The following is a 24370-nucleotide window of genomic DNA, read 5'->3' on the forward strand; positions in this document are numbered from 1 at the left end:
GCCGCGCTGACTTTTCCCGGTAAGCCACCTCCCTCTTCCCGTAACCCAAGACTTCAGAATTTAGAGAACAAGAGAGAACAGGGACCATATGTCCAGCGAATCCTCCTTCGGCCTCATGCAGATCGGCCTCGCCACCGCGGAAGACATCCGCGGCTGGTCGTACGGCGAGGTTAAGAAGCCGGAAACCATCAACTACCGCACGCTCAAGCCCGAGAAGGACGGCCTCTTCTGCGAGAAGATCTTCGGCCCGTCCCGCGACTGGGAATGCTACTGCGGTAAGTACAAGCGCGTGCGCTTCAAGGGCATCATCTGCGAGCGGTGTGGCGTTGAGGTCACCCGCGCCAAGGTCCGCCGCGAGCGCATGGGCCACATCGAGCTCGCCGCCCCGGTCACGCACATCTGGTACTTCAAGGGTGTTCCCTCCCGCCTGGGCTACCTCCTTGACCTGGCACCGAAGGACCTCGAAAAGGTCATCTACTTCGCCGCCTACATGATCACGAGCGTCGACGCCGACAGCCGCCACGAAGAACTGCCCAACCTCCAGGTTGAGCACGACATCGAGAAGAAGCAGCTGATCGACAACCGCGACTCCGACATCGCCACGATCGCCCGCGACCTCGAGAACGAGCTCGCCCGTCTCGAAGGCGAAGGCGCCAAGGCTGCCGACAAGAAGAAGGCCCGCGACTCCGCTGACCGCCAGATGGCGAACGTGCGCAAGCGTGCCGACGCCGAAATCGAGCGCCTCGAGCAGGTCTGGGACCGCTTCAAGAACCTCAAGGTCGCTGACCTCGAAGGTGACGAAGGCCTGTACCGCGAGCTGCGGGACCGCTACGGCATGTACTTCGAAGGCTCCATGGGTGCCGAGGCCATCAAGAAGCGTCTTGAGAACTTCGACATGCAGGCCGAGTCGGACATGCTGCGCGACATCATCGCCAACGGCAAGGGCCAGCGCAAGACGCGTGCCCTGAAGCGGCTCAAGGTGGTCAACGCGTTCCTGACCACCAACAACAGCCCGCTCGGCATGGTGCTGGACGCCGTCCCGGTGATCCCGCCGGAACTGCGCCCGATGGTCCAGCTGGACGGTGGCCGCTTCGCGACCTCCGACCTCAACGACCTCTACCGCCGCGTGATCAACCGCAACAACCGCCTCAAGCGCCTGCTTGACCTCGGTGCTCCGGAGATCATCGTCAACAACGAGAAGCGCATGCTTCAGGAAGCTGTTGACAGCCTCTTCGACAACGGCCGCCGCGGCCGTCCGGTCACCGGACCGGGCAACCGTCCGCTGAAGTCCCTGAGCGACATGCTCAAGGGCAAGCAGGGCCGTTTCCGCCAGAACCTCCTCGGCAAGCGCGTGGACTACTCCGGCCGTTCGGTCATCGTCGTCGGCCCGCAGCTGAAGCTGCACCAGTGTGGTCTGCCGAAGCAGATGGCGCTGGAGCTCTTCAAGCCGTTCGTGATGAAGCGCCTGGTTGACCTCAACCACGCCCAGAACATCAAGTCGGCCAAGCGCATGGTGGAGCGTTACCGTCCGCAGGTCTGGGACGTCCTCGAAGAGATCATCACCGAGCACCCCGTGCTGCTGAACCGTGCACCCACCCTGCACCGTCTCGGCATCCAGGCGTTCGAGCCGCAGCTCGTTGAAGGCAAGGCAATCCAGCTGCACCCGCTGGTTTGTGGCGCCTTCAACGCCGACTTCGACGGCGACCAGATGGCAGTTCACCTGCCGCTGAGCCCCGAGGCCCAGGCCGAGGCCCGCATCCTGATGCTGTCCTCGAACAACATCCTGAAGCCGTCCGACGGCCGCCCGGTGACCCTGCCGTCGCAGGATATGATCATCGGTCTCTACCACCTGACCACCAAGCGTGTCGGTTCAGCTGGCGAAGGCCGGATCTTCTCCTCCGTCGCGGAAGCCATCATGGCCTACGACCTCCACGAGCTGCACCTGAACTCCAAGGTCAAGATCCGCCTCGAGGGCTTCGTGCCCTACGCCGGCTGGGAAGCCCCGGAGGGCTGGGAGCCCGGTCAGACCACATTGGTCGAGACCTCCCTCGGCCAGGTCATCTTCAACCAGACGCTGCCCGCGGACTACCCGTGGGTTGAGAACGTTGCCGACAAGGGCGAGCTGTCCACGATCGTCAACGACCTCGCCGAGCGCTACCCGAAGGTGATCACGGCGGCAACGCTGGACAACCTGAAGGATGCCGGTTTCTACTGGGCCACCCGGTCCGGCGTCACCGTCGCCATCTCCGACATCGAGGTGCCCACGGACAAGCCGCGGATCCTCGCCGGTTACGAGACCATGGCCGCCAAGATCCAGGGCCAGTACGACAAGGGCCTGATCGACGACGACGAGCGTCGCCAGGAACTGATCGAGATCTGGAACAAGGCAACCAACGAGATCGCCCAGGCGATGCGTGACAGCCTGTCCCCGATGAACACCATCAACCGCATGGTGTCCTCCGGCGCACGTGGTAACTGGATGCAGGTCCGCCAGATCGCGGGTATCCGTGGCCTGGTGGCCAACCCTAAGGGTGAAATCATCCCGCGTCCGATCAAGTCCTCCTACCGCGAGGGCCTCTCGGTGCTGGAATACTTCATCGCCACGCACGGTGCCCGTAAGGGTCTGGCTGACACCGCCCTGCGTACCGCCAACTCGGGTTACCTGACCCGTCGTCTGGTGGACGTTTCGCAGGACGTCATTGTCCGCGAAGAGGACTGCGGCACCGAGCGCGGCCTGATGACCGCCATCGCGGTGGCCGACGCCAATGGCGTCCTCGTCCTGGACGAGAACGTCGAGAACAGCGCCTACGCCCGCACCCTGGCCGTCGACGTCGTCGACTCCAAGGGCAAGGTCCTGGCAGCGGGAGGCACCGACTGCGGCGACGTCGTCATTGCCGAACTGTTCGCAGCCGGCATCACCGAGGTCAAGGTCCGCTCCGTACTCACCTGTGAGTCCAGCGTCGGCACCTGCGCCCTGTGCTACGGCCGTTCGCTGGCCACTGGCAAGACCGTCGACATCGGTGAGGCCGTGGGCATCATTGCCGCGCAGTCCATCGGTGAGCCGGGCACCCAGCTGACCATGCGTACGTTCCACACCGGTGGTGCTGTTTCCGCCAGCGGCGGCGACGACATCACCCAGGGTCTGCCCCGTATCCAGGAGCTCTTCGAAGCCCGTACTCCGAAGGGTGTCGCACCGATTGCTGAAGCAGCCGGCCGCATCACCATCGAAGAGTCCGAGCGCCAGATGCGCCTGGTCATCACCCCCGATGACGGGTCCGAAGAGATCGCTTACCCGGTGCTGCGCCGTTCACGTCTTCTCATCGAAGACGGCGATCACGTCAGCGTCGGCCAGAAGCTCATCAACGGCCCGGTCGACCCGAAGCAGGTGCTGCGCATTATGGGTCCCCGTGCCGCGCAGAAGTTCCTGGTGGACGAAGTCCAGGGCGTCTACCGCAGCCAGGGCATCGGTATCCACGACAAGCACGTCGAGGTTATCGTCCGCCAGATGCTGCGCCGCGTCACGGTCATCGAGTCCGGCGAATCGGATCTGCTGCCCGGCGAGCTCGCCGAACGCAGCCGCTTCGAAGATGCCAACCGCCGCGTTGTGTCCGAGGGCAAGACGCCGGCCTCCGGCCGTCCCGAGCTCATGGGTATCACGAAGGCGTCCCTGGCGACCGAGTCTTGGCTGTCCGCAGCTTCCTTCCAGGAGACCACCCGCGTCCTGACGCAGGCGGCCATGGAAGGCAAGAGCGATCCGCTGCTCGGCCTCAAGGAAAACGTCATCATCGGTAAGCTCATCCCGGCCGGCACGGGTCTCCCGCGCTACACCGAGGTCACCGTGGAACCCACTGAAGAAGCAAAGGCCAACCTGTTCACCGGCCCCAGCGCATTCAGTGACTTCTCCTATGACACGCTGGGCGGCGACGGAGCTCCCGAGTTCCACGCCATCCCGCTGGATGACTACGATCTCGGCAGCGACTTCCGCTAACGGGCAGGGCGGGCCCTTTCGTGTCGCGTTCCGCGCCACGTAGGGACCCGGCCGCCCTGCCCTGACGGCCTGTTCAGAGCCTGACCAAGGGATGGTCCCGCACCGCAAGGTGGGGGACCATCCCCGTTTAACGATCGATTGCTGAGCAAAGGCCCTTTAGACCCTCCAAAAGGGCCGCACCTCAGCAATGGACGGGATTCCCCGCCGATTAAGGGCTGGGACCCGTCCGTGTTAGACTTGAGACTAATTGTTATTGTGGCAGTGGATGAGTGCGCCGGTTTGAGTTGGACAGCCAGTAGCTGAAAGGTTCAACCAGGACGACGTTTCCGGTTTGCAGGGTTCTTGTGCAACGTATGCCACATTTTCGCATGCCTAGGGGCAATTCGGATCGAAAGTCCTAGGACCCCGGCGTGCGGTCCGACTATTAAGGCTTCGCCTCAGCTGCTCTGGAGAGAACTTCAAAGCTCGGGCGGCGAGGCGCAGCGACAAGAGAGCGGCCGCGAACGGCCGCTCCGGATAAAACGGAGAACACGAGAGTGCCTACGATTAACCAGCTGGTCCGCAAGGGCCGCACGCCTAAGGTCAAAAAGACCAAGGCTCCCGCGCTTAACGGCAGCCCGATGCGCCGCGGTGTTTGCACCCGCGTCTACACGACGACCCCGAAGAAGCCGAACTCGGCTCTGCGTAAGGTTGCTCGCGTGCGCCTCAACGGCGGCATTGAAGTCACCGCATACATCCCCGGTGTAGGCCACAACCTGCAGGAGCACTCCATTGTGCTCGTCCGCGGCGGCCGCGTGAAGGACCTTCCGGGTGTCCGCTACAAGATCGTCCGTGGCGCCCTCGATACCCAGGGTGTCAAGAACCGTAAGCAGGCTCGCAGCCGCTACGGCGCAAAGATGGAGAAGAAGTAATATGCCTCGCAAGGGTCCGGCCCCCAAGCGGCCGCTAGTTCTAGATCCCGTTTACGGCTCCCCGCTGGTCACCCAGCTCATCAACAAGGTGCTGGTTGACGGCAAGAAGTCCACCGCAGAGCGCATCGTTTACGGTGCACTCGAGGGTGCTCGCGCCAAGTCCGGCGGCGACCCCGTTGCAGCCCTCAAGAAGGCCATGGAGAACGTCAAGCCTTCCCTTGAGGTCCGCTCCCGCCGCGTTGGTGGCGCCACCTACCAGGTTCCCGTTGAGGTCAAGCCGGGCCGTTCCACGGCTCTCGCCCTCCGCTGGCTGGTTGGCTACTCCAAGGCCCGCCGCGAAAAGACCATGACCGAGCGCCTCCAGAACGAAATCCTGGATGCCTCGAACGGTCTCGGTGCCGCTGTGAAGCGTCGCGAAGACACCCACAAGATGGCCGAGTCCAACAAGGCCTTCGCACACTACCGCTGGTAATACTTCCCGGACGCCGCCGGCTCGACTGAGCCGGCGGCGAACGTGCAGTCCATCCGAAAGGGAGACACCGTGGCACAGGACGTGCTTACCGACCTTAGCAAGGTCCGCAACATCGGCATCATGGCCCACATCGATGCCGGCAAGACCACTACTACCGAGCGCATCCTGTTCTACACGGGTGTGAACCACAAGATCGGCGAAACGCACGACGGCGCTTCGACGACTGACTGGATGGAACAGGAAAAGGAACGCGGCATCACCATCACGTCTGCCGCCGTGACCTGCTTCTGGGAAAACAACCAGATCAACATCATCGACACCCCCGGCCACGTTGACTTCACGGTCGAGGTTGAGCGCTCCCTGCGCGTCCTCGACGGCGCAGTCGCCGTGTTCGACGGCAAGGAAGGCGTGGAGCCGCAGTCCGAGACTGTTTGGCGCCAGGCCGACAAGTACAACGTTCCGCGTATCTGCTTCGTCAACAAGATGGACAAGCTCGGCGCTGACTTCTACTTCACCGTCGACACCATCATCAGCCGCCTCGGTGCCAAGCCGCTCGTCATGCAGCTGCCGATCGGCGCCGAGAACGACTTCATCGGCGTCGTCGACCTTCTCTACATGCGCGCGCTGGTCTGGCCCGGCGACGCCAAGGGTGACGTCACCATGGGTGCGAAGTACGAGATCCGCGAGATCCCGGCTGACCTCCAGGCGAAGGCCGAAGAGTACCGCGCAACTCTCGTTGAGACTGTTGCCGAGGCCTCCGAGGAACTCATGGAGAAGTACCTCGAGGGCGAAGAGATCAGCATCGATGAGCTCAAGGCCGGCATCCGCAAGATGACGATCAACTCTGAGCTGTACCCGGTCTTCTGCGGTTCCGCCTTCAAGAACCGCGGCGTCCAGCCGATGCTCGACGCAGTTGTGGACTACCTGCCGAACCCGCTCGACGTCCCGCCGATGATCGGTCACGATCCCCGCGACGAAGAGAAGGAACTTACCCGTAAGCCCTCCTCTGAAGAGCCCTTCTCCGCACTGGCCTTCAAGATCGCCGCGCACCCCTTCTTCGGCCAGCTCACCTTCATCCGCGTGTACTCCGGTCACGTGGAAGCAGGCTCGCAGGTGGTCAACTCCACCAAGGGCAAGAAGGAGCGCATCGGCAAGCTGTTCCAGATGCACGCCAACAAGGAAATGCCCGTCGAGGGCGCTACCGCCGGCCACATCTACGCAGCGATCGGCCTGAAGGACACCACCACGGGTGACACCCTGTGCGATCCGGCCAACCAGATTGTCCTCGAGTCCATGAGCTTCCCGGAGCCCGTGATCTCGGTTGCGATCGAGCCGAACACGAAGGGTGACCAGGAGAAGCTCTCCACGGCCATCCAGAAGCTCTCCGCTGAGGACCCGACCTTCCAGGTCTCCCTCAACGAAGACACCGGCCAGACCATCATCGCCGGCATGGGCGAGCTCCACCTGGACATCCTGGTGGACCGCATGCGCCGCGAATTCAAGGTCGAGGCAAACGTTGGCAAGCCGCAGGTTGCTTACCGCGAAACCATCAAGCGTGCTGTAGAGCGTCACGACTACACGCACAAGAAGCAGACCGGTGGTTCCGGCCAGTTCGCAAAGATCCAGATCGCGATCGAGCCGCTGGACACTGCGGAAGGCGAGCTGTACGAGTTCGAGAACAAGGTCACCGGTGGCCGCGTTCCGCGCGAGTACATCCCGTCGGTCGACGCCGGCATCCAGGATGCGCTGAACGACGGCGTCCTGGCCGGTTACCCGGTTGTCGGCATCAAGGCGACGCTGATTGACGGCGCTTACCACGATGTTGACTCCTCGGAAATGGCGTTCAAGATCGCCGGCCGTATGGCTTTCAAGGAAGCCGCACGCAAGGCGAACCCTGTTCTGCTCGAACCGCTGATGGATGTCGAGGTCCGCACCCCTGAGGAATACATGGGTGAAGTTATCGGTGACCTCAACTCCCGCCGTGGCCAGATGCAGTCCATGGAAGATGCCCAGGGCGTCAAGGTTATTCGCGCGCACGTCCCGCTGTCCGGCATGTTCGGCTACATCGGTGACCTGCGCTCGAAGACCCAGGGCCGCGCTGTGTACTCCATGACGTTCAACAGCTACGCCGAGGTCCCGAAGGCAGTTGCCGACGAGATCATCCAGAAGAACCGCGGCGAGTAGTCCCTAGGACGCTTCGCAGCAACAAAAACTCGGATGCGTCTCCGCCAACGGAGATTCATCTGGTGCAAGTGGCCGGGCTCCTGTCCAGACCGAAGTCCGGCCGCCTGCACGAACAGGCTCTAGGCACTAGCATTAGTACCTGAATCTGCAATTTCACCAATCCAAAGCCCCCCAAGTAGACTTACTGGAGTTTCTGCCGCGACAAGCGCGGCCGAAGGGTAAGTCATTTGAAAACGTTCTAGGAGGAACCTGTGGCAAAGGCAAAGTTCGAGCGGACTAAGCCGCACGTTAACATCGGTACCATTGGTCACGTTGACCACGGTAAGACGACGCTGACGGCCGCCATTTCCAAGGTGCTGTACGACAAGTACCCGACTCTCAACGAGAAGCGTGACTTCGCGTCGATTGACTCTGCTCCCGAAGAGCGTCAGCGCGGCATTACCATCAACATCTCCCACGTTGAGTACCAGACCGAGAAGCGCCACTACGCACACGTAGACGCTCCGGGTCACGCTGACTACATCAAGAACATGATCACCGGCGCTGCTCAGATGGACGGTGCAATCCTCGTGGTTGCCGCCACTGACGGCCCGATGGCTCAGACCCGCGAGCACGTTCTGCTCGCCCGCCAGGTTGGCGTTCCCTACCTGCTGGTCGCGCTGAACAAGGCTGACATGGTCGATGACGAGGAACTCCTCGACCTCGTCGAAATGGAAGTTCGCGAGCTGCTCAGCTCGCAGGGCTTCGATGGCGACGAAGCTCCGGTCATCCGCGTTTCGGGCCTGAAGGCTCTGGAAGGCGACCCGGAGTGGGTCAAGTCCATCGAGGACCTCATGGAAGCTGTCGACAACTCGGTTCCGGACCCCGTACGCGACCGTGACAAGCCCTTCCTGATGCCGATCGAAGACGTCTTCACGATCACCGGCCGTGGCACCGTTGTTACGGGCCGCGCCGAGCGTGGAACCCTCGCGATCAACTCCGAGGTCGAGATCGTCGGCATCCGCCCGGTCCAGAAGACCACGGTTACCGGTATCGAGATGTTCCACAAGCAGCTCGACGAAGCATGGGCCGGCGAGAACTGTGGCCTCCTGCTCCGCGGTCTGAAGCGCGACGATGTCGAGCGTGGCCAGGTTGTCGTCAAGCCGGGTTCCATTACCCCGCACACCGACTTCGAGGCTAACGTCTACATCCTCTCCAAGGACGAAGGCGGACGTCACAACCCGTTCTACTCCAACTACCGCCCGCAGTTCTACTTCCGCACCACGGACGTAACCGGCGTTATCACCCTGCCGGAAGGCACGGAAATGGTTATGCCTGGCGACAACACTGAGATGACCGTTGCGCTCATCCAGCCGATCGCAATGGAAGAGGGCCTCGGCTTCGCTATCCGCGAAGGCGGCCGCACCGTTGGTTCAGGACGCGTCACCAAGATCGTCAAGTAATTACTTGCTGATCTGATGCTTGACCACTGATCAGCCAGCCGTCTGGCAGCTGAACAGAGGACCGGGAACAGCCCCGTTGCACTTGCAGCGGGGCTGTTCCTTTTAAGTTCCTGATACCTTTGCAGGAAGGGAAAGGAGCTCACCATGGGCTGGTTCATTTTTCTGCTGATCGTCGTCGCCGTTGTCGTCGCGTTCTTCTGGGCGAAGAAGCACTTCCGCCAGGAGATCGACCGCGCCAAGCGCATCAACCGGGCAAACCGCGACCAGTAGCCCCGACCCGGACGGGACTCAGGTCCGTCGGGCCCGGGCGAGGGCCTGGTACCAGTAGTACGAGTCTTTCGGCGTTCGCTGGAGGGTGGTGAAATCCACATGCACCAGGCCGAAGCGCTGGGAGTAGCCGGCCGCCCATTCAAAGTTGTCCATGAGCGTCCAGACGTAGTAGCCGAGCAGATGGACGTCGTGGGCCACACCCCCGGGGGAAGTGGCCTCCACCGCCTGGCCGAGGTGTGCGGCGAGGTAGCTGATCCGGCCGGCGTCGGGGATGGGGCCGGTGACGTGGTCCGGTTCGGGGAAGCTCGCCCCGCTCTCGGTGATATAGAGCGGTGGCAGCGACTCGCCGTACCTGTCCTTCAGCTCCCGGAGCAGGATCCCCAGATGGTCAGGAGCGACCGGCCAGCCGAATCCCGTGAGTTCGTACTCCGGGAACGCGGCGAGGTGGAACGGCACTTTCAGCATCGCCTCCGCGGTTCCGGAGGGGCTGTCGACGCCGCGCCCCGTAGCCACCTTTACGGGGTAGTAGTAGTTCAGGCCGTAGAAATCCAGCGGCTGGTGGATCGTGGCCAGATCCGCGTCGGTGATCCTCCCCAGTGAACGAAACCACGGCCGGGCGATCAGCGGCGGTCGGGGAAAACGGCCCAGGAGGATCGGGTCCGCGTAGAGCCGGTTCAGCACGAGGTCGAACACCTTGGCCAGCAACCTGTCGGTTAGCGAGCCGGACGCCGGCCGGACCGGGGAATGCAGGTTCGTGACGCCGACGGCGCCGGAGACGCCCTCCGCCCGCAGCGCCTGCACCGCCAGGCCGTGACCCAGGAGCTGATGGCGCACCGACGGCAGGGCATCGAAGAGCAGGCCATGGCCGGGCGCGTGGACGTCCAGTGCGTAGCCGTTGAGGGTGACCGAGGCGGGCTCGTTCAGCGTCACCCACTGCGCCACGCGATCACCGAACCGTTTGCCGGCAGCCGCACTGTACTCGGCAAACCGTTCCGCCGTCGAACGGTTCATCCAGCCCCCGCGGTGCTCGAGGGGGAGCGGCGTATCCCAGTGGTAGAGGGTGGCCATGGGCGATATGCCGGCGGCGAGCAGCCGGTCGATCAGGCGGTCGTAGAAGTCCAGTCCCGCCGCATTGAAGCGGCCGGTGCCCTCAGGCTGGACCCGCGGCCACGAGATCGAGAAACGGTAGGAATCGATCCCGAGCTCGCGCATGAGCGCGATGTCTTCCGCCGCGCGGTTGTAGTGGTCGCAGGCGACGGCGGGGGAGTGCCCGTTCAGGATGTTGCCGGGCTTTTCGGCGAACGCGTCCCAGCCGGAGGGCCCGCGGCCGCCGGCCGCGAGGCTCCCCTCGATCTGGAAAGCCGCGGAGGCGACTCCCAGGGTGAATCCGGGGCTCAGCCGGGCAGCGAGGGCCTGAACTGCTACAGCATCCTGCACAGTCATGCCCCCATCATCCATTCGACGGGGATTCAGGACAATGGCTACCCTGCTGTGATTGCACTCCAGCGATTGCAGTCCAGTGATTGCACTGCTGTGCAGAGGGCTGATTCGCTTCTGCCCGCAAATTCCGGCATACTAGATGAGTTGTTCAAGCGCTCTTTCGCGTCCCGATCCGGATAATGCCGGGTGCCAGGGTCCAAGTGAGAGACCAAACATAACCCACTCCCCATGGAATTGCGGACGCGTATGTGTGAAAACGTACGACACGCCCGACCGCGGGGGTCGGTTACGTCGGCAGGTTGAGGAACCCGGATTCTTCCGGATTCAGCTTGTGCGGCGGATGGTAGTTACGACTTCAAATGCTTCGGCAGCCATACAACTAGTAAGTGAACAGGGCAGCCCTAATCAGGGGAAGCACAGACTGAAAGAGAGTCAGGCGACATGGCGGGACAAAAAATCCGCATCCGGCTGAAGTCATACGACCACGAGGTCATTGACGTTTCAGCACGGAAGATCGTTGAGACGGTCACGCGCGCAGGCGCAACTGTAGTTGGCCCCGTGCCGCTGCCGACGGAGAAGAACGTGTACTGCGTTATTCGCTCTCCGCACAAGTACAAGGACAGCCGCGAGCACTTTGAAATGCGCACGCACAAGCGTCTTATCGACATCATCGATCCCACGCCCAAGGCTGTTGATTCGCTCATGCGTCTCGACCTGCCGGCCGACGTGAACATCGAAATCAAGCTGTAGGGAGGTGCTGAGAGACTATGACCGCAACCCGTAACGTAAAGGGCCTGCTGGGCACGAAGCTCGGCATGACCCAGGTCTGGGACGAGAACAACAAGCTCATCCCCGTCACTGTGGTCCAGGCTGACTCGAACGTCATCACGCAGCTGCGCAATGCAGAAACTGATGGCTATGTCGCCGTTCAGATCGGCTACGGCCAGATCGATTCCCGCAAGGTCACCAAGCCGCTGGCTGGTCACTTTGAAAAGGCAGGCGTCACGCCTCGCCGCCACGTCGTAGAACTGCGCACTGCAGATGCTGCTTCTTACGAGCTGGGCCAGGAGCTCTCCGTAGAGCTCTTCGAAGCCGGCCAGAAGATCGACGTCGTTGGCACCACCAAGGGTAAGGGCTTCGCCGGTGTTATGAAGCGTCACGGCTTCCACGGCGTTGGAGCTTCCCACGGTGCCCACAAGAACCACCGTAAGCCCGGTTCAATCGGTGGCGCATCCACCCCGAGCCGCGTCTTCAAGGGCATGAAAATGGCCGGCCGCATGGGCGCCGTTCGTCACACCACGCTGAACCTCACGGTCCACGCGGTTGACGTCGAGAAGTCGCTGCTCCTGATCAAGGGCGCCGTCCCCGGCGCCCGCGGCCAGGTCGTACTCGTACGCACCGCCGTGAAGGGAGCCTAGTTCAATGACTAGCACTGTCAAGGTTGACCTGCCTGCAGAGATCTTCGACGTACAGACCAACGTGCCGCTGCTGCACCAGGTTGTCGTTGCCCAGCTCGCTGCTGCTCGCCAGGGTACCCACAAGACCAAGACCCGCGCCGAAGTTTCCGGTGCAGGTCGCAAGCCGTTCAAGCAGAAGGGCACCGGCCGCGCCCGTCAGGGTTCCATCCGTGCTCCTCACATGACCGGTGGTGGCGTTGTCCACGGCCCCACGCCGCGTGACTACAGCCAGCGCACCCCCAAGAAGATGATTGCTGCTGCACTGCGCGGCGCACTCTCGGACCGCGCCCGCAACGGCCGCGTCCACGTCATTGCTGACCTGGTTGCCGGTTCCAAGCCGTCCTCCAAGGAAGCCCTGGCAACCCTGCGCGGAGTTTCCGAGCGCAAGAACCTGCTCGTTGTCATTGAGCGCGCCAACGATGTTGCTGCACTGTCCGTGCGCAACCTCGAGGAAGTTCACGTTCTGTACGCAGACCAGCTGAACACCTACGACGTTCTCGTTTCCGACGACGTAGTCTTCACCAAGGCTGCCTACGAAGCATTCGTTGCTGACAAGGCTGCAAAGAACGAGGAGGATGCCAAGTGAGTGCAGCCACCATCAAAGACCCGCGCGACGTCGTGCTTGCACCCGTTGTCTCGGAAAAGAGCTACGGCCTGATCGATGAGGGCAAGTACACCTTCCTGGTGGACCCCCGCTCGAACAAGACCGAGATCAAGCTGGCCGTGGAGAAGATTTTCTCCGTCAAGGTCGAATCGATCAACACCATCAACCGTGCCGGTAAGCGCAAGCGCACCAAATTCGGCTGGGGCACCCGCAAGAACACCAAGCGTGCCATTGTGAGCCTCAAAGAAGGCACTATCGACATCTTCGGCGGTCCGCTTTCATAGCGGAGACCACTTTAACGAGGAAATAAATTATGGGAATCCGTAAATACAAGCCGACTACCCCGGGCCGTCGTGGCTCGAGCGTAGCGGACTTCACTGAAATCACGCGGTCGACGCCGGAAAAGTCGTTGGTACGTCCCCTCCCGAAAAAGGGTGGCCGTAACAACTCCGGTAAGATCACGACCCGTCACAAGGGTGGTGGACACAAGCGCCAGTACCGTCTGATCGACTTCCGTCGCCACGACAAGGACGGCGTCAACGCCCGCGTTGCCGAAATCGAGTACGACCCGAACCGCACGGCTCGGATCGCCCTCCTGCACTACGTTGATGGCACCAAGCGTTACATCATCGCCCCGAACAAGCTGTCCCAGGGCGACTTCGTAGAGGCCGGCGCCGACGCTGACATCAAGCCCGGCAACAACCTTCCGCTGCGCAACATCCCGGTCGGTACCGTAATCCACGCAGTCGAACTGCGTCCGGGTGGCGGCGCCAAGATGGGCCGCTCCGCCGGCGCATCGATCCAGCTCGTTGCAAAGGAAGGCCGTTTCGCCCAGCTGCGTCTGCCTTCCGGCGAAATCCGCAACGTTGACGTGCGCTGCCGCGCAACGATCGGCGAGGTCGGCAACGCCGAGCAGTCGAACATCAACTGGGGCAAGGCCGGCCGTATGCGCTGGAAGGGCGTTCGCCCGACTGTCCGTGGTGTCGCGATGAACCCGGTTGACCACCCCCACGGTGGTGGCGAGGGTAAGACGTCCGGTGGACGTCACCCCGTCAACCCGAACGGTAAGCGCGAAGGCCGCACCCGCCGTCCCAACAAAGAGAGCGACAAGCTTATTGTTCGTCGCCGTCGTACTGGCAAGAACAAGCGATAGGAGCCTGGACACATGCCACGCAGCCTGAAAAAAGGTCCTTTCGTTGACCAGCACCTCTTTGTAAAGGTAGCCAGGGAAAACGAAAAGGGCACCAAGAACGTCATCAAGACCTGGTCCCGCCGTTCGATGATCGTCCCCGACATGCTCGGCCACACGATCGCCGTACACGACGGACGCAAGCACATCCCCGTGTTTGTCACTGAGTCGATGGTCGGGCACAAGCTCGGCGAATTCGCTCCCACGCGGACATTCCGCGGCCATGTCAAGGACGACCGTAAGGGCAAGCGCCGCTAGGCGCCTGCACTTACGTCAAAGACGAGAGAAGGAAAGCAATGGAAGCCAAGGCAATTGCGCGTCACATCCGCGTAACGCCTATGAAGGCCCGGCGCGTCGTCAACCTTGTTCGTGGTAAGCAAGCGAATGAGGCTCTGGCAATTCTGAAGTTTGCCCCCCAGGCAGCTTCGGAGCCGGTATTCAAGGTAGTTCAGTCGGCAATCTCCAACGCCCGGGTCCTCGCGGACCGCGACGGCGTGGCGTTTGACGAAGGTGACCTCATCATCAGCGAAGCGTTTGTTGATGAAGGCCCGACCATGAAGCGGTTCCAGCCGCGAGCCCAGGGTCGTGCATTTCAGATCAAGAAGCGCACGAGCCACATCACCGTGGTAGTCGCTACCCCGGAGAAAGAGGAGGCTCGCTAAGTGGGACAGAAAGTTAACCCGCACGGGTTCCGACTCGGCATCACCACCGATCACGTATCGCACTGGTTTGCTGACAGCACCAAGGCCGGCCAGCGGTACAAGGACTTCGTTCGCGAAGACATCCGTATCCGCCAGCTCATGTCCACGGGCATGGAGCGCGCCGGTATCGCCAAGGTCGAAATCGAGCGCACCCGCGACCGCGTCCGCGTGGATATCCACACGGCACGTCCGGGCATCGTCATCGGCCGCCGCGGCGCTGAAGCAGACCGCATCCGCGGCGAGCTTGAGAAGCTCACGGGCAAGCAGGTACAGCTGAACATCCTCGAGGTCAAGAACCCCGAGATGGAAGCCCAGCTTGTTGCCCAGGGCGTTGCAGAGCAGCTGACTTCCCGCGTGGCTTTCCGCCGTGCGATGAAGAAGGCCATGCAGTCCGCACAGCGTGCCGGTGCCAAGGGCATCCGGATCGCTTGCTCGGGTCGACTGGGCGGCGCAGAAATGTCCCGCTCGGAGTTCTACCGCGAAGGCCGTGTGCCCCTGCACACCCTGCGTGCGAACATCGACTACGGCTTCTACGAGGCCAAGACCACCTTCGGCCGCATCGGCGTGAAGGTCTGGATCTACAAGGGCGACGTCACTGCCAAGGAACTGGCTCAGCAGGCAGCTGCTGCTCCGTCCCGTGGCCGTGCCGGCGACCGCCCGGGCCGCCCGGGTGGCGCCGACCGTGGTGACCGCCGCCGTCGTCCCGACCGCCCCGCAGCTGAGGCAGCACCTGCCGCCGAAGCTCCGGCTGTCGAAGCAGCAGCTGCACCGGCAGTAGAAGGAGGACAGGCTTAAATGCTTATCCCACGTCGAGTAAAGCACCGTAAGCAGCACCACCCGGGTCGTTCCGGCGCTGCTACGGGCGGTACCCAGGTCTCCTTCGGTGAGTGGGGCATCCAGGCTCTGAGCCCGGCCTACGTCACGAACCGTCAGATCGAGTCCGCCCGTATCGCGATGACTCGCCACATCAAGCGTGGCGGAAAGGTCTGGATCAACATTTACCCGGACCGTCCGCTGACGAAGAAGCCGGCCGAAACCCGCATGGGTTCCGGTAAGGGTTCTCCGGAATGGTGGGTCTCAAACGTCAAGCCGGGCCGGGTTCTCTTCGAACTCTCCGGTGTCAGTGAAGAGGTAGCTCGCGAGGCCCTGCGCCTGGCAATCCACAAGCTGCCGTTGAAGGCACGCATTGTGCGTCGCGAAGGTGGTGAGTAGAAATGGCAGTAGGATCCAAGGAACTTGCATCCGCACAGCTGGACGGTTTCGACAACGAGCGTCTCGTTGAAGAACTCCGCAAGGCCAAGGAAGAGCTGTTCAACCTGCGTTTCCAGTCCGCCACCGGTCAGCTGGAGAACCACGGTCGTCTGCGCGCGGTAAAGAAGGACATCGCCCGCATCTACACCGTTCTCCGTGAGCGCGAGCTGGGCATTCGTGCCGAGGTTGCCGCCCCGGTTGTGGAAGCCAAGGAAGAGAAGAAGTCCAAGAAGGCTGCAACCAAGAAGGCCGACAAGGCTGAAACGGTTGAATCCGAGGAGGATGCCAAGTGAGTGAAAAGGACGAGAACGTGACGGAAACTGTTTCCGACGCAGCCAAGGCTGACGAGCGCGGTTACCGTAAGACGAAGCGCGGCTACGTCGTCTCGGACAAGATGGAAAAGACCATCACTGTCCAGGTCGAAGACCGCGTGAAGCACGCCCTCTACGGCAAGGTCATCCGCCGCAACGCCAAGATCAAGGCACACGACGAAGAGAACAGCGCCGGCATCGGCGACCTGGTGCTCCTCGCCGAGACCCGCCCGCTCTCCGCTACCAAGCGGTGGCGTCTGGTCGAGATCCTCGAGAAGGCCAAGTAACACCTGCACTTAGCTGCCTGGTGATACAGCAGAAGCCCTCGTTCCCCTTTGGGGGAGCGGGGGCTTCTGCGTTGCCTGCGGCCGCTGTAGGGGGCTGTCGTGACGCCGGCGTCGGGAGCGTGCCGAGCTGTGCTGCCCGGACGCCGTCGGGAGCGTGGGCTGGCGTGTGCTGGCGCCAGGGCTGTGATATGGGGATACGCCCAAAACGTGCTAAGATTTTGAGTTTGTATGGCGCCTTTAGCGCGCCGTCATCAACCTCGTAAACAATCGTGCCACGGCATAGTGCCCCCTCGCGCCCCGACTCGTCGGGAACCGTCTGGGAAGCAAATGTTTTTGGCACGGGCGTTTAGGCCTGGTCTGGCAAAATCCAGGCAGGTCAAGAGACACCCCGATCAACCGTTCCGCAAGGCTCATTCCGTAGGAAGATTTTCGGTCTGAGAACCAGCGCGACGCAAGGAGTAAATAGTGATTCAGCAGGAGTCGCGACTCAAGGTCGCCGACAACACGGGTGCTAAGGAAATCCTTACCATTCGCGTTCTCGGTGGATCTGGCCGTCGCTACGCAGGCATTGGCGACGTAATCGTCGCTACCGTCAAGGACGCAATTCCGGGCGGCAACGTAAAGAAGGGCGACGTCGTCAAGGCTGTCATCGTCCGTACCAAGAAGGAACGCCGCCGTGCGGATGGTTCCTACATCAAGTTTGACGAGAACGCAGCCGTCATCCTGAAGAACGACGGTGACCCCCGCGGTACCCGTATCTTCGGACCGGTTGGTCGTGAACTTCGTGACAAGAAGTTCATGAAGATCGTTTCTCTGGCTCCGGAGGTGCTCTAGTCCATGGCTAAGATCAAAAAGGGTGACCTCGTTCAGGTCATCACTGGCGCCAAGGCTGAGCGCGGCGGCGACAAAGGCAAGCAGGGCAAGGTTCTGCGCGTATTCCCGGAGACCAACCGCGTGTTGGTTGAAGGCATTAACCGCGTAACCAAGCACACCAAGGTCGGTCAGTCGCAGCGCGGCACCAAGACCGGTGGCATCGAGGTCGTCGAGGCTTCGATCCACATCTCCAACGTGGCTCTGGTTGACCCGTCCACCAAGAAGCCCACCCGCGTCGGTTTCCGCACCGAGACCGTTGAGCGCGATGGCGTGAAGCGCGAAGTGCGCGTCCGCGTGGCCAAGAGCTCAGGGAAGGACATCTAATGACTGAGACTCTCGAGACTCCGGCAAGCAAGATCGTTCCTCGTCTGAAGACCAAGTACGCCGATTCCATCAAGAACTCGCTGACTGAGGAATTCAAGTACCAGAACGTCAACCAGGTTCCCCGCCTGGTCAAGGTCGTTGTGAACATGGGTGTTGGAGATGCCGCCAAGGACTCCAAGCTGATCGACGGCGCTGTCCGCGATCTGACCCTGATCACCGGCCAGAAGCCGCAGGTAACCAAGGCCCGCAAGTCGATCGCACAGTTCAAGCTGCGCGAAGGCATGCCGATCGGTGCACACGCAACTCTGCGTGGGGACCGCATGTGGGAATTCCTGGACCGTCTGGTCACGCTGGCTCTGCCGCGTATCCGCGACTTCCGTGGCCTCAGCGGCAAGCAGTTCGATGGCAACGGCAACTACACCTTCGGTCTGACCGAGCAGGTTATGTTCCACGAGATCGACCAGGATTCCATCGACCGCGTACGCGGCATGGACATCACCGTCGTGACCACTGCCAAGACCGACGACGAAGGCCGTGCGCTGCTCAAGGCGCTTGGCTTCCCGTTCAAGACCGAAGACTAATCTAGCTACGTAAAAGGTCCGCGCGCGCTGGTCCCGAACTCTGTTCGGGACAACCGGCACGGCGGAAACCGTTATGAGGAAGGGCAAGAGCCCACATGACAATGACAGATCCCGTCGCAGACATGCTTACGCGTCTGCGCAACGCTAACTCGGCATACCACGATTCCGTGACCATGCCGTACAGCAAGCTCAAGGCACGCGTTGCCGACATCCTGAAGGCTGAAGGTTACATCGCCTCCTGGAAAGAAGAAGACGCTGAGGTCGGCAAGAAGCTGACCCTCGAGCTCAAGTTCGGTCCGAACCGCGAGCGTTCAATCGCTGGCGTTCGTCGTATTTCCAAGCCGGGACTGCGCGTTTACGCAAAGTCCACCAACCTGCCGCACGTGCTCGGTGGCCTGGGTGTCGCAATCCTGTCCACCTCTTCCGGCCTCTTGACTGACAAGCAGGCCGGCAAGAAGGGCGTGGGCGGCGAAGTCCTCGCTTACGTCTGGTAACGGGAAAGGAAGAGAATAATGTCACGTATTGGACGTCTCCCCATCACCGTTCCTGCCGGCGTTGAGGTCAAGGTTGACGGCTCTGTCGTCAGCGTCAAGGGTTCCAAAGGCGAGCTGAGCCACACTGTGGCCAGCCCGATCGAGGTTTCCCTGGAAGAAGGCACCCTGACTGTCGCCCGCCCGAACGACGAGCGCGCCTCACGTTCGCTGCACGGCCTGACCCGCACCCTGATCGCCAACATGATCCAGGGTGTCACCGCAGGCTACGAGAAGAAGCTTGAGATTGTCGGTACTGGTTACCGCGTCCAGGCCAAGGGAGCTGATCTGGAGTTCGCTCTGGGCTACAGCCACCCGGTTAACGTCTCGGCACCGAACGGCATCACCTTTGCAGTTGAGACCCCGACCAAGCTCTCTGTTTCAGGTATCTCCAAGCAGCAGGTCGGCGAGGTTGCTGCCAACATTCGCAAGCTGCGGAAGCCGGACCCCTACAAGGGCAAGGGCATCCGTTACGCAGGCGAAGTCATCCGCCGCAAGGTCGGAAAGGCTGGTAAGTAACCATGGCGATCGCAATTAACAAGAAGCGTACGAACAAGAGCAAGTCTGCCCAGCGCAGCCGCCGCCAGCTTCGTATCCGCAAGCGCATCTCCGGTACGGCTGTACGCCCGCGTCTGGTCGTCAACCGCTCCGCACGTCACGTATTCGTCCAGGTTGTCGATGACACCAAGGGCCTGACCGTGGCAAGCGCCTCCACACTGGAAGCCGACCTTCGTGCATTCGACGGTGACAAGACCGCCAAGGCCAAGCGCGTTGGCGAACTGGTCGCCGAGCGTGCCAAGGCTGCCGGTATCGAAGCAGTTGTCTTCGACCGCGGTGGTAACAAGTACCACGGCCGGATCGCCGCCGTCGCTGACGGCGCACGTGAAGGTGGGCTGGCACTGTGACCGAAAATAACGAAAAGGACATTCAGGTGACTGAAGCTGTAGCTGCTCCGGCAACTGAGACCGCTGCGCCTGCTACCACTGACGACCGCCGTGGTGGCGCCCGTCGTGGCGAGCGTGGCGACCGCGGCCAGGGCCGTGGCGACCGTGGCGGCCGTGGTGGCCGTGACGGCGGCCGCGAGGCCGAGAAGAGCCAGTTCGTAGAGCGCGTCGTAACCATCAACCGCGTTTCCAAGGTCGTCAAGGGTGGTCGTCGCTTCAGCTTCACCGCCCTCGTCGTCGTCGGTGACGGCAACGGCATGGTCGGCGTCGGCTACGGCAAGGCCAAGGAAGTTCCCGCCGCCATCGCGAAGGGCGTTGAAGAGGCCAAGAAGTCCTTCTTCCGCGTTCCCCGCATCGGCAGCACCATCCCGCACCGCGTTCAGGGTGAGGCCGCCGCAGGCGTCGTCATGCTGCGTCCGGCTTCCGCCGGTACCGGTGTTATCGCCGGTGGCCCGGTCCGTGCAGTACTGGAGTGCGTGGGCATCCACGACATCCTCTCCAAGTCGCTCGGTTCCTCCAACGCCATCAACATCGTTCACGCGACTGTTGATGCGCTGAAGCGCCTCGAAGAGCCGGCAGCAGTGGCAGCACGCCGCGGCCTCCCGCTCGATGAGATCGCTCCGCCGGCAATGGTGAAGGCTCTCCTGAACCAGAAGGCAGGTGTCTGAGTCATGGCTAAGAACGTGCTCGTCTCCGACGCAAAGTTGGAGATCACTCAGATCAAGTCCGCCATTGGCGGCAAGCAGAACCAGCGCGACACCCTTCGGTCCCTCGGCCTGAAGCGGATCGGACACACCGTTGTCCGCACCGCCGACGCCGTGACCGTCGGGATGCTCAACACGGTTCCGCACCTGGTAAAGGTAGAGGAGGCGAAGTAAATGGCAGAGAAGAACACCGCCGAAAAGGCACAGGGCGCCGCTGAGAAGCAGAACGCACTGAAGGTTCACCACCTGCGTCCCGCCCCGGGTGCCAAGACCGCCAAGACCCGTGTTGGTCGTGGTGAAGGTTCCAAGGGTAAGACCGCTGGTCGCGGAACCAAGGGCACGAAGGCCCGCTACCAGATCAAGGCTGGCTTTGCCGGCGGCCAGCTGCCGCTGCACATGCGCCTGCCGAAGCTGCGCGGCTTCAAGAACCCGTTCCGGGTTGAGTACCAGGTTGTAAACCTGGACAAGCTCAACGAGCTGTTCCCGGAAGGTGGCGCAGTCACCGTGGAGAACCTGGTCGAAAAGGGTGCCGTTCGCAAGAACCAGCCCGTCAAGGTGCTGGGCACCGGCGACATCACCGTCAAGGTTGACGTCACCGTCCACGCATTCTCGGCCAGCGCCGCTGAAAAGATTGCCGCAGCAGGCGGAAGCACCACCGCCCTCTAACGAGGCGGCGGGGCAGTTGCCCGTTGTTGAAAACTCCCGGCACCAAGGGCTCAGGCCCCCGGTGCCGGGAGTTTTTTTCATTTTCCGCGCCCTGCCGATTGTTCGCCGGACCCATCCACCCGTTAGACTCGGTTGTTGGGTTTATTTGACCTGTCTCACACAACTTTACTTATTACTCAGGAGGACGCTTGCTTAGCGCATTTGGCCGGGCCTTTCGCACGCCTGATCTGCGACGCAAGTTGTTGTTCACGCTGGGAATCATCACAATCTTCCGCTTGGGTGCGTTCATCCCCTCGCCTGGTGTGAGCTACCAGAATGTCCAGCAATGCTTGCAGAACGGTCAGACCTCGGGCGGGATCTACCAGCTCGTCAACCTGTTCAGCGGCGGTGCATTGCTGCAGGTGTCCATCTTTGCCCTGGGCATCATGCCCTACATCACCGCCAGCATCATCGTCCAGCTGCTCCGGGTGGTCATTCCCCGTTTCCAGCAGCTGTATGAGGAGGGCGCATCCGGGCAGTCGAAGCTGACCCAGTACACCCGCTACCTCACGATCGCGCTCGGCCTGCTCAACGCCACGACACTGGTGTCGCTGGCACGGTCCGGCCAGCTGCTGCCGAACTGCCAGCTGCCCATCATTCCGGACAGCTCCATCGTCACCACGGTCCTGATCGTCATCACACTCACAGCCGGCACCGGCCTGATCATGTGGATGGGCGAGCTCGTGACGGAGAAGGGCGTCGGCAACGGCATGTCCCTGCTCATCTTCACGTCCATCGCGGCGGGCTTCCCGGGCTCGCTCGGTGCGATCTGGAAGGCCCAGGGCCCCGGCACCTTCTTCCTGGTCCTGGTTATCGGCCTGCTCACCGTGGCCCTCGTGGTCTTCGTGGAGCAGTCCCAGCGCCGGATCCCGGTGCAGTACGCCAAGCGCATGATCGGCCGGCGCACCGTCGGCGGAACCAGCACGTACATCCCCATCAAGGTGAACATGGCCGGCGTCGTGCCTGTCATCTTTGCCTCGTCCATGCTGTACCTGCCGGGGCTGATCTCGCAGTTCAACCAGCCCAAGGCCGGCGAGCCGATGCAGCCCTGGGTTGAGTGGATCAACAACAACCTCACCAAGGGCGATCACCCGATCTATATGGCACTGTATTTCGCCATGATTGTGTTTTTCACCTACTTCTATGTTGCGATTACTTTCAACCCTGAAGAGGTCTCGGACAACATGAAGAAGTACGGTGGCTTCATTCCGGGCATCCGCGCCGGCAAGCCGACCGCGGACTATCTTCAGTACGTCCTATCCCGGATCACCCTGGCCGGAGCCTTCTACCTCGGCTTCGTGGCATTGATCCCGCTGGTTGCACTTGTCCTGATCAACGCGAACCAGAACTTCCCGTTCGGCGGCACCTCGATCCTGATCATGGTGGGCGTCGGTCTGGAGACCGTGAAGCAGATTGATGCGCAACTACAGCAACGTCACTACGAAGGGCTTTTGCGATGACGAGAATGTTGATTATCGGACCTCCCGGCTCCGGCAAGGGAACGCAGGCGGAACGCATTTCGGAGCGCCTCGGCGTCGTTGCGATCTCCACCGGCGACATCTTCCGTGCCAACGTCAAGGGTGAGACTCCGCTCGGCGTCGAAGCCAAGACGTACATGGACGCCGGCGACTTCGTCCCGGACAGCGTTACCAACAAGATGGTGCGCGACCGTCTCAGCGAGGACGACGTCGAGGCGGGCTTCCTGCTGGACGGCTACCCCCGCACCACCGCACAGGTGGATTACCTCGAAGAGATCCTCGCCGGCGCCGAGCAGAAGCTCGACGTCGTCCTCCAGCTCACCGCGGACGACGAGGAGCTGGTCACCCGCCTCCTGGGCCGTGCCAAGGAAACTGGCCGCAGCGACGACAACGAAGGCGTTATCCGTCACCGTCTGGACCTGTACCACGAGCAGACCGAACCCGTCGTGGCCAAGTATGCCGAGCGCGGCATCCTGACCCAGGTGGACGGCATCGGCGGCATCGACGAAGTCACCGAGCGCGTCATGGAAGCGATCAAGTCGGCCCAGGCCGCCTGATCCACGCCGCCTGATCCACGCTTGCGCACTGCAGCTGACGCAGTGCAGAAGGGCGCGTTCCGTACCATCGTGTACGGGACGCGCCCTTCGCTGTTGGGCGGGCCCGCGGGCAGGCCGTTCCGGACCGCTGCGCCGGTGCGGGAGAATAGAGTTTGAAGACTTGGGTTGATGACCCATGGTGGAGGCCCGGGTTGAAGCGCCACCGGACCGCGAGAGAAAACACTGAGGTACAGATGGCATTCGGCCAGGCACGCATTGAATACAAGACCAACGCCCAGATGCGCACGATGCACGAGGCCGGGCTGGTCCTGAGCCGGGCACTGGACGCAGCGGTGGCCGCCGCGGCCCCGGGGGTCACCACGGCCCGGCTGGACGAGGTCTTCGCCGCCGTGCTCCAGGACGCCGGCGCCAAGTCCAACTTCCTCGGCTACCACGGGTTCCCGGCCACGATCTGCACCTCGGTGAATGAAGAAGTGGTCCATGGCATCCCCGGCAGCCGGGTGCTCCAGGACGGCGACATCATCTCGATCGACGGCGGCGCGATCGTGGATGGGTGGCACTCCGATTCGGCGCGGACCGTGATTGTCGGCACCGCCGATCCCGAGGACGTACGCCTGTCCGAGGTCACCGAGGAAGCCATGTGGCGCGGCATCGCAGCCCTGGCCACCGGCAAATTCGTGGGCGATGTCGGCAACGCAGTCGACGACTACGTCTCCGCCGCGCCCGGCAAGCCGCTGGGCATCCTGGAGGACTATGTGGGCCACGGCATCGGCTCCGAGATGCACATGGCTCCGGACGTGCTGAACTACCGCACCAGCCACCGCGGGCCGAAGATCCGCCCGGGGCTGTGCCTTGCAATCGAGCCCATGCTGGTCCGCGGCAGCATCGACACCGCCGTCCTCGACGACGACTGGACCGTCGTCACCACGGACGGCAAGCGCTCCTGCCAGTGGGAGCACTCCGTCGCCGTGCACGAGAAGGGGATCTGGGTCCTCTCGGCACCGGACGGGGGAGCGGCGAAACTGGCGCCGCTCGGCGTCGTGCCCGTCCCGATCCCCTAAGCCCGAATTCACACGGCGCCTCACAAGTTTTCTGGCGACGCGCAAAATCCCTGGCGTTACCGAATATTGGTAGCGCCAGGGATTTTGCGTGTCGCCAGCGAAGCTA

General features: G+C 62.3%; 30 protein-coding genes. 29 read left to right on the forward strand and 1 reads right to left on the reverse strand.

Going from position 1 to position 24370, the window contains the following annotated elements:
* The first annotated feature begins 88 nt into the window (after window positions 1–88).
* The 6 genes from BLQ10_RS14010 to BLQ10_RS22965 all read left to right on the forward strand — a co-directional run bounded on the left by BLQ10_RS14010 (window position 89) and on the right by BLQ10_RS22965 (window position 9267).
* Window positions 89–3988, forward strand: a complete 3900-nt coding sequence (locus BLQ10_RS14010) for a DNA-directed RNA polymerase subunit beta' (RefSeq protein WP_091563096.1) — start codon at window positions 89–91, stop codon at window positions 3986–3988.
* Window positions 3989–4524: 536 nt separating this feature from the next.
* The gene (rpsL, locus tag BLQ10_RS14015) at window positions 4525–4899 is read left to right on the forward strand and encodes a 30S ribosomal protein S12 (RefSeq protein ID WP_018773658.1); all 375 of its coding nucleotides are present in this window, start codon (window positions 4525–4527) and stop codon (window positions 4897–4899) included.
* A 1-nt stretch (window position 4900) separates the two neighbouring features.
* Window positions 4901–5371, forward strand: a complete 471-nt coding sequence (gene rpsG / locus BLQ10_RS14020) for a 30S ribosomal protein S7 (protein ID WP_011692813.1) — start codon at window positions 4901–4903, stop codon at window positions 5369–5371.
* A gap of 69 nt (window positions 5372–5440) precedes the next feature.
* The gene (gene fusA, locus BLQ10_RS14025) at window positions 5441–7555 is read left to right on the forward strand and encodes an elongation factor G (RefSeq protein ID WP_091563357.1); all 2115 of its coding nucleotides are present in this window, start codon (window positions 5441–5443) and stop codon (window positions 7553–7555) included.
* Window positions 7556–7806: 251 nt separating this feature from the next.
* Window positions 7807–8997 (forward strand): elongation factor Tu, encoded by a 1191-nt coding sequence (tuf, locus tag BLQ10_RS14030; RefSeq protein WP_090575294.1) that lies wholly within the window; start codon window positions 7807–7809, stop codon window positions 8995–8997.
* Between the two features lie 144 nt (window positions 8998–9141).
* A complete protein-coding gene (locus BLQ10_RS22965) occupies window positions 9142–9267 on the forward strand; it encodes a hypothetical protein (protein ID WP_302847324.1) in 126 nt (41 codons plus the stop codon).
* A gap of 18 nt (window positions 9268–9285) precedes the next feature.
* Here the strand turns inward: BLQ10_RS22965 and BLQ10_RS14035 are convergent, their stop codons facing one another.
* On the reverse strand, window positions 9286–10710 hold the full coding sequence (locus BLQ10_RS14035; RefSeq protein ID WP_091563099.1) for a GH1 family beta-glucosidase: 1425 nt from the start codon (window positions 10708–10710) through the stop codon (window positions 9286–9288).
* 438 nt (window positions 10711–11148) lie between these two features.
* Here BLQ10_RS14035 and rpsJ point away from each other — a divergent pair, with 438 nt between their 5' ends.
* The 23 genes from rpsJ (at window position 11149) to map (ending at window position 24264) form a co-directional block, all read left to right on the forward strand.
* The gene (rpsJ, locus tag BLQ10_RS14040; RefSeq protein ID WP_003803825.1) at window positions 11149–11457 is read left to right on the forward strand and encodes a 30S ribosomal protein S10; all 309 of its coding nucleotides are present in this window, start codon (window positions 11149–11151) and stop codon (window positions 11455–11457) included.
* Between the two features lie 17 nt (window positions 11458–11474).
* Window positions 11475–12125 carry a 50S ribosomal protein L3 gene (rplC, locus tag BLQ10_RS14045; protein WP_091563100.1) on the forward strand — a complete coding sequence of 217 codons (651 nt, stop codon included), beginning with the start codon at window positions 11475–11477 and terminating at the stop codon, window positions 12123–12125.
* Between the two features lie 4 nt (window positions 12126–12129).
* Complete coding sequence (rplD, locus tag BLQ10_RS14050; RefSeq protein WP_091563103.1) at window positions 12130–12750, forward strand: 50S ribosomal protein L4; 621 nt, start codon at window positions 12130–12132, stop codon at window positions 12748–12750.
* Window positions 12747–13052: a 50S ribosomal protein L23 gene (gene rplW, locus BLQ10_RS14055; protein WP_018773664.1), complete on the forward strand. Its 306-nt coding sequence runs from the start codon at window positions 12747–12749 to the stop codon at window positions 13050–13052. Before rplD ends, rplW begins: the two co-directional genes overlap by 4 nt.
* A gap of 29 nt (window positions 13053–13081) precedes the next feature.
* Window positions 13082–13921: a 50S ribosomal protein L2 gene (rplB, locus tag BLQ10_RS14060; RefSeq protein ID WP_091563104.1), complete on the forward strand. Its 840-nt coding sequence runs from the start codon at window positions 13082–13084 to the stop codon at window positions 13919–13921.
* Window positions 13922–13933: 12 nt separating this feature from the next.
* On the forward strand, window positions 13934–14215 hold the full coding sequence (gene rpsS / locus BLQ10_RS14065; protein ID WP_018773666.1) for a 30S ribosomal protein S19: 282 nt from the start codon (window positions 13934–13936) through the stop codon (window positions 14213–14215).
* Window positions 14216–14253: 38 nt separating this feature from the next.
* Window positions 14254–14619, forward strand: a complete 366-nt coding sequence (gene rplV / locus BLQ10_RS14070; RefSeq protein WP_003803798.1) for a 50S ribosomal protein L22 — start codon at window positions 14254–14256, stop codon at window positions 14617–14619.
* Window positions 14620–15453 carry a 30S ribosomal protein S3 gene (rpsC, locus tag BLQ10_RS14075; RefSeq protein WP_018773667.1) on the forward strand — a complete coding sequence of 278 codons (834 nt, stop codon included), beginning with the start codon at window positions 14620–14622 and terminating at the stop codon, window positions 15451–15453. It begins immediately after the preceding gene.
* On the forward strand, window positions 15454–15870 hold the full coding sequence (gene rplP, locus BLQ10_RS14080; RefSeq protein ID WP_018773668.1) for a 50S ribosomal protein L16: 417 nt from the start codon (window positions 15454–15456) through the stop codon (window positions 15868–15870).
* A 2-nt stretch (window positions 15871–15872) separates the two neighbouring features.
* Complete coding sequence (gene rpmC / locus BLQ10_RS22970; RefSeq protein WP_091563107.1) at window positions 15873–16202, forward strand: 50S ribosomal protein L29; 330 nt, start codon at window positions 15873–15875, stop codon at window positions 16200–16202.
* Window positions 16199–16507, forward strand: a complete 309-nt coding sequence (gene rpsQ, locus BLQ10_RS14090) for a 30S ribosomal protein S17 (RefSeq protein WP_018773670.1) — start codon at window positions 16199–16201, stop codon at window positions 16505–16507. Before rpmC ends, rpsQ begins: the two co-directional genes overlap by 4 nt.
* A gap of 465 nt (window positions 16508–16972) precedes the next feature.
* The gene (rplN, locus tag BLQ10_RS14095; RefSeq protein ID WP_003803789.1) at window positions 16973–17341 is read left to right on the forward strand and encodes a 50S ribosomal protein L14; all 369 of its coding nucleotides are present in this window, start codon (window positions 16973–16975) and stop codon (window positions 17339–17341) included.
* Between the two features lie 3 nt (window positions 17342–17344).
* Window positions 17345–17704, forward strand: a complete 360-nt coding sequence (gene rplX, locus BLQ10_RS14100) for a 50S ribosomal protein L24 (protein WP_024366125.1) — start codon at window positions 17345–17347, stop codon at window positions 17702–17704.
* A complete protein-coding gene (gene rplE, locus BLQ10_RS14105) occupies window positions 17704–18285 on the forward strand; it encodes a 50S ribosomal protein L5 (protein ID WP_091563108.1) in 582 nt (193 codons plus the stop codon). The genes rplX and rplE overlap by 1 nt, the downstream gene beginning before the upstream one ends.
* A gap of 95 nt (window positions 18286–18380) precedes the next feature.
* Complete coding sequence (gene rpsH / locus BLQ10_RS14110; RefSeq protein ID WP_018773673.1) at window positions 18381–18779, forward strand: 30S ribosomal protein S8; 399 nt, start codon at window positions 18381–18383, stop codon at window positions 18777–18779.
* Between the two features lie 18 nt (window positions 18780–18797).
* On the forward strand, window positions 18798–19334 hold the full coding sequence (gene rplF / locus BLQ10_RS14115) for a 50S ribosomal protein L6 (RefSeq protein WP_091563111.1): 537 nt from the start codon (window positions 18798–18800) through the stop codon (window positions 19332–19334).
* A 2-nt stretch (window positions 19335–19336) separates the two neighbouring features.
* Entirely contained in the window at window positions 19337–19720 is a 384-nt protein-coding gene (rplR, locus tag BLQ10_RS14120; protein WP_018773674.1) for a 50S ribosomal protein L18, read from the forward strand.
* Window positions 19721–19746: 26 nt separating this feature from the next.
* Window positions 19747–20427 (forward strand): 30S ribosomal protein S5, encoded by a 681-nt coding sequence (gene rpsE, locus BLQ10_RS14125; protein ID WP_173403037.1) that lies wholly within the window; start codon window positions 19747–19749, stop codon window positions 20425–20427.
* A 3-nt stretch (window positions 20428–20430) separates the two neighbouring features.
* A complete protein-coding gene (gene rpmD, locus BLQ10_RS14130) occupies window positions 20431–20637 on the forward strand; it encodes a 50S ribosomal protein L30 (protein WP_018773676.1) in 207 nt (68 codons plus the stop codon).
* Window positions 20638–21129, forward strand: a complete 492-nt coding sequence (rplO, locus tag BLQ10_RS14135) for a 50S ribosomal protein L15 (RefSeq protein ID WP_091563112.1) — start codon at window positions 20638–20640, stop codon at window positions 21127–21129. It begins immediately after the preceding gene.
* A gap of 188 nt (window positions 21130–21317) precedes the next feature.
* Window positions 21318–22628, forward strand: a complete 1311-nt coding sequence (gene secY, locus BLQ10_RS14140) for a preprotein translocase subunit SecY (RefSeq protein ID WP_091563115.1) — start codon at window positions 21318–21320, stop codon at window positions 22626–22628.
* 5 nt (window positions 22629–22633) lie between these two features.
* Entirely contained in the window at window positions 22634–23203 is a 570-nt protein-coding gene (locus tag BLQ10_RS14145; RefSeq protein ID WP_175558621.1) for an adenylate kinase, read from the forward strand.
* Between the two features lie 233 nt (window positions 23204–23436).
* On the forward strand, window positions 23437–24264 hold the full coding sequence (gene map / locus BLQ10_RS14150) for a type I methionyl aminopeptidase (RefSeq protein WP_091563120.1): 828 nt from the start codon (window positions 23437–23439) through the stop codon (window positions 24262–24264).
* The last annotated feature ends 106 nt before the right edge of the window (window positions 24265–24370 follow it).

It is taken from the genome of Arthrobacter sp. ok362 (assembly GCF_900102785.1).
Taxonomy (GTDB): Bacteria; Actinomycetota; Actinomycetes; order Actinomycetales; family Micrococcaceae; genus Arthrobacter.

Coding starts and splice junctions, on each gene's coding strand:
- rpmD (WP_018773676.1), top strand. CDS start 20,431: ATGGCTAAGAACGTGCTCGTCTCCGACGCAAAGTTGGAGATCACTCAG.
- rplD (WP_091563103.1), top strand. CDS start 12,130: ATGACTAGCACTGTCAAGGTTGACCTGCCTGCAGAGATCTTCGACGTA.
- BLQ10_RS22965 (WP_302847324.1), top strand. CDS start 9,142: ATGGGCTGGTTCATTTTTCTGCTGATCGTCGTCGCCGTTGTCGTCGCG.
- BLQ10_RS14145 (WP_175558621.1), top strand. CDS start 22,634: ATGTTGATTATCGGACCTCCCGGCTCCGGCAAGGGAACGCAGGCGGAA.
- rpsJ (WP_003803825.1), top strand. CDS start 11,149: ATGGCGGGACAAAAAATCCGCATCCGGCTGAAGTCATACGACCACGAG.
- rplB (WP_091563104.1), top strand. CDS start 13,082: ATGGGAATCCGTAAATACAAGCCGACTACCCCGGGCCGTCGTGGCTCG.
- rplP (WP_018773668.1), top strand. CDS start 15,454: ATGCTTATCCCACGTCGAGTAAAGCACCGTAAGCAGCACCACCCGGGT.
- rpsH (WP_018773673.1), top strand. CDS start 18,381: ATGACAATGACAGATCCCGTCGCAGACATGCTTACGCGTCTGCGCAAC.
- rplR (WP_018773674.1), top strand. CDS start 19,337: ATGGCGATCGCAATTAACAAGAAGCGTACGAACAAGAGCAAGTCTGCC.
- rpmC (WP_091563107.1), top strand. CDS start 15,873: ATGGCAGTAGGATCCAAGGAACTTGCATCCGCACAGCTGGACGGTTTC.
- BLQ10_RS14035 (WP_091563099.1), bottom strand. CDS start 10,710: ATGACTGTGCAGGATGCTGTAGCAGTTCAGGCCCTCGCTGCCCGGCTG.
- rplV (WP_003803798.1), top strand. CDS start 14,254: ATGGAAGCCAAGGCAATTGCGCGTCACATCCGCGTAACGCCTATGAAG.
- map (WP_091563120.1), top strand. CDS start 23,437: ATGGCATTCGGCCAGGCACGCATTGAATACAAGACCAACGCCCAGATG.
- rplX (WP_024366125.1), top strand. CDS start 17,345: ATGGCTAAGATCAAAAAGGGTGACCTCGTTCAGGTCATCACTGGCGCC.
- rplC (WP_091563100.1), top strand. CDS start 11,475: ATGACCGCAACCCGTAACGTAAAGGGCCTGCTGGGCACGAAGCTCGGC.
- rpsG (WP_011692813.1), top strand. CDS start 4,901: ATGCCTCGCAAGGGTCCGGCCCCCAAGCGGCCGCTAGTTCTAGATCCC.
- rpsS (WP_018773666.1), top strand. CDS start 13,934: ATGCCACGCAGCCTGAAAAAAGGTCCTTTCGTTGACCAGCACCTCTTT.
- rplO (WP_091563112.1), top strand. CDS start 20,638: ATGGCAGAGAAGAACACCGCCGAAAAGGCACAGGGCGCCGCTGAGAAG.
- rplE (WP_091563108.1), top strand. CDS start 17,704: ATGACTGAGACTCTCGAGACTCCGGCAAGCAAGATCGTTCCTCGTCTG.
- BLQ10_RS14010 (WP_091563096.1), top strand. CDS start 89: ATGTCCAGCGAATCCTCCTTCGGCCTCATGCAGATCGGCCTCGCCACC.
- rplF (WP_091563111.1), top strand. CDS start 18,798: ATGTCACGTATTGGACGTCTCCCCATCACCGTTCCTGCCGGCGTTGAG.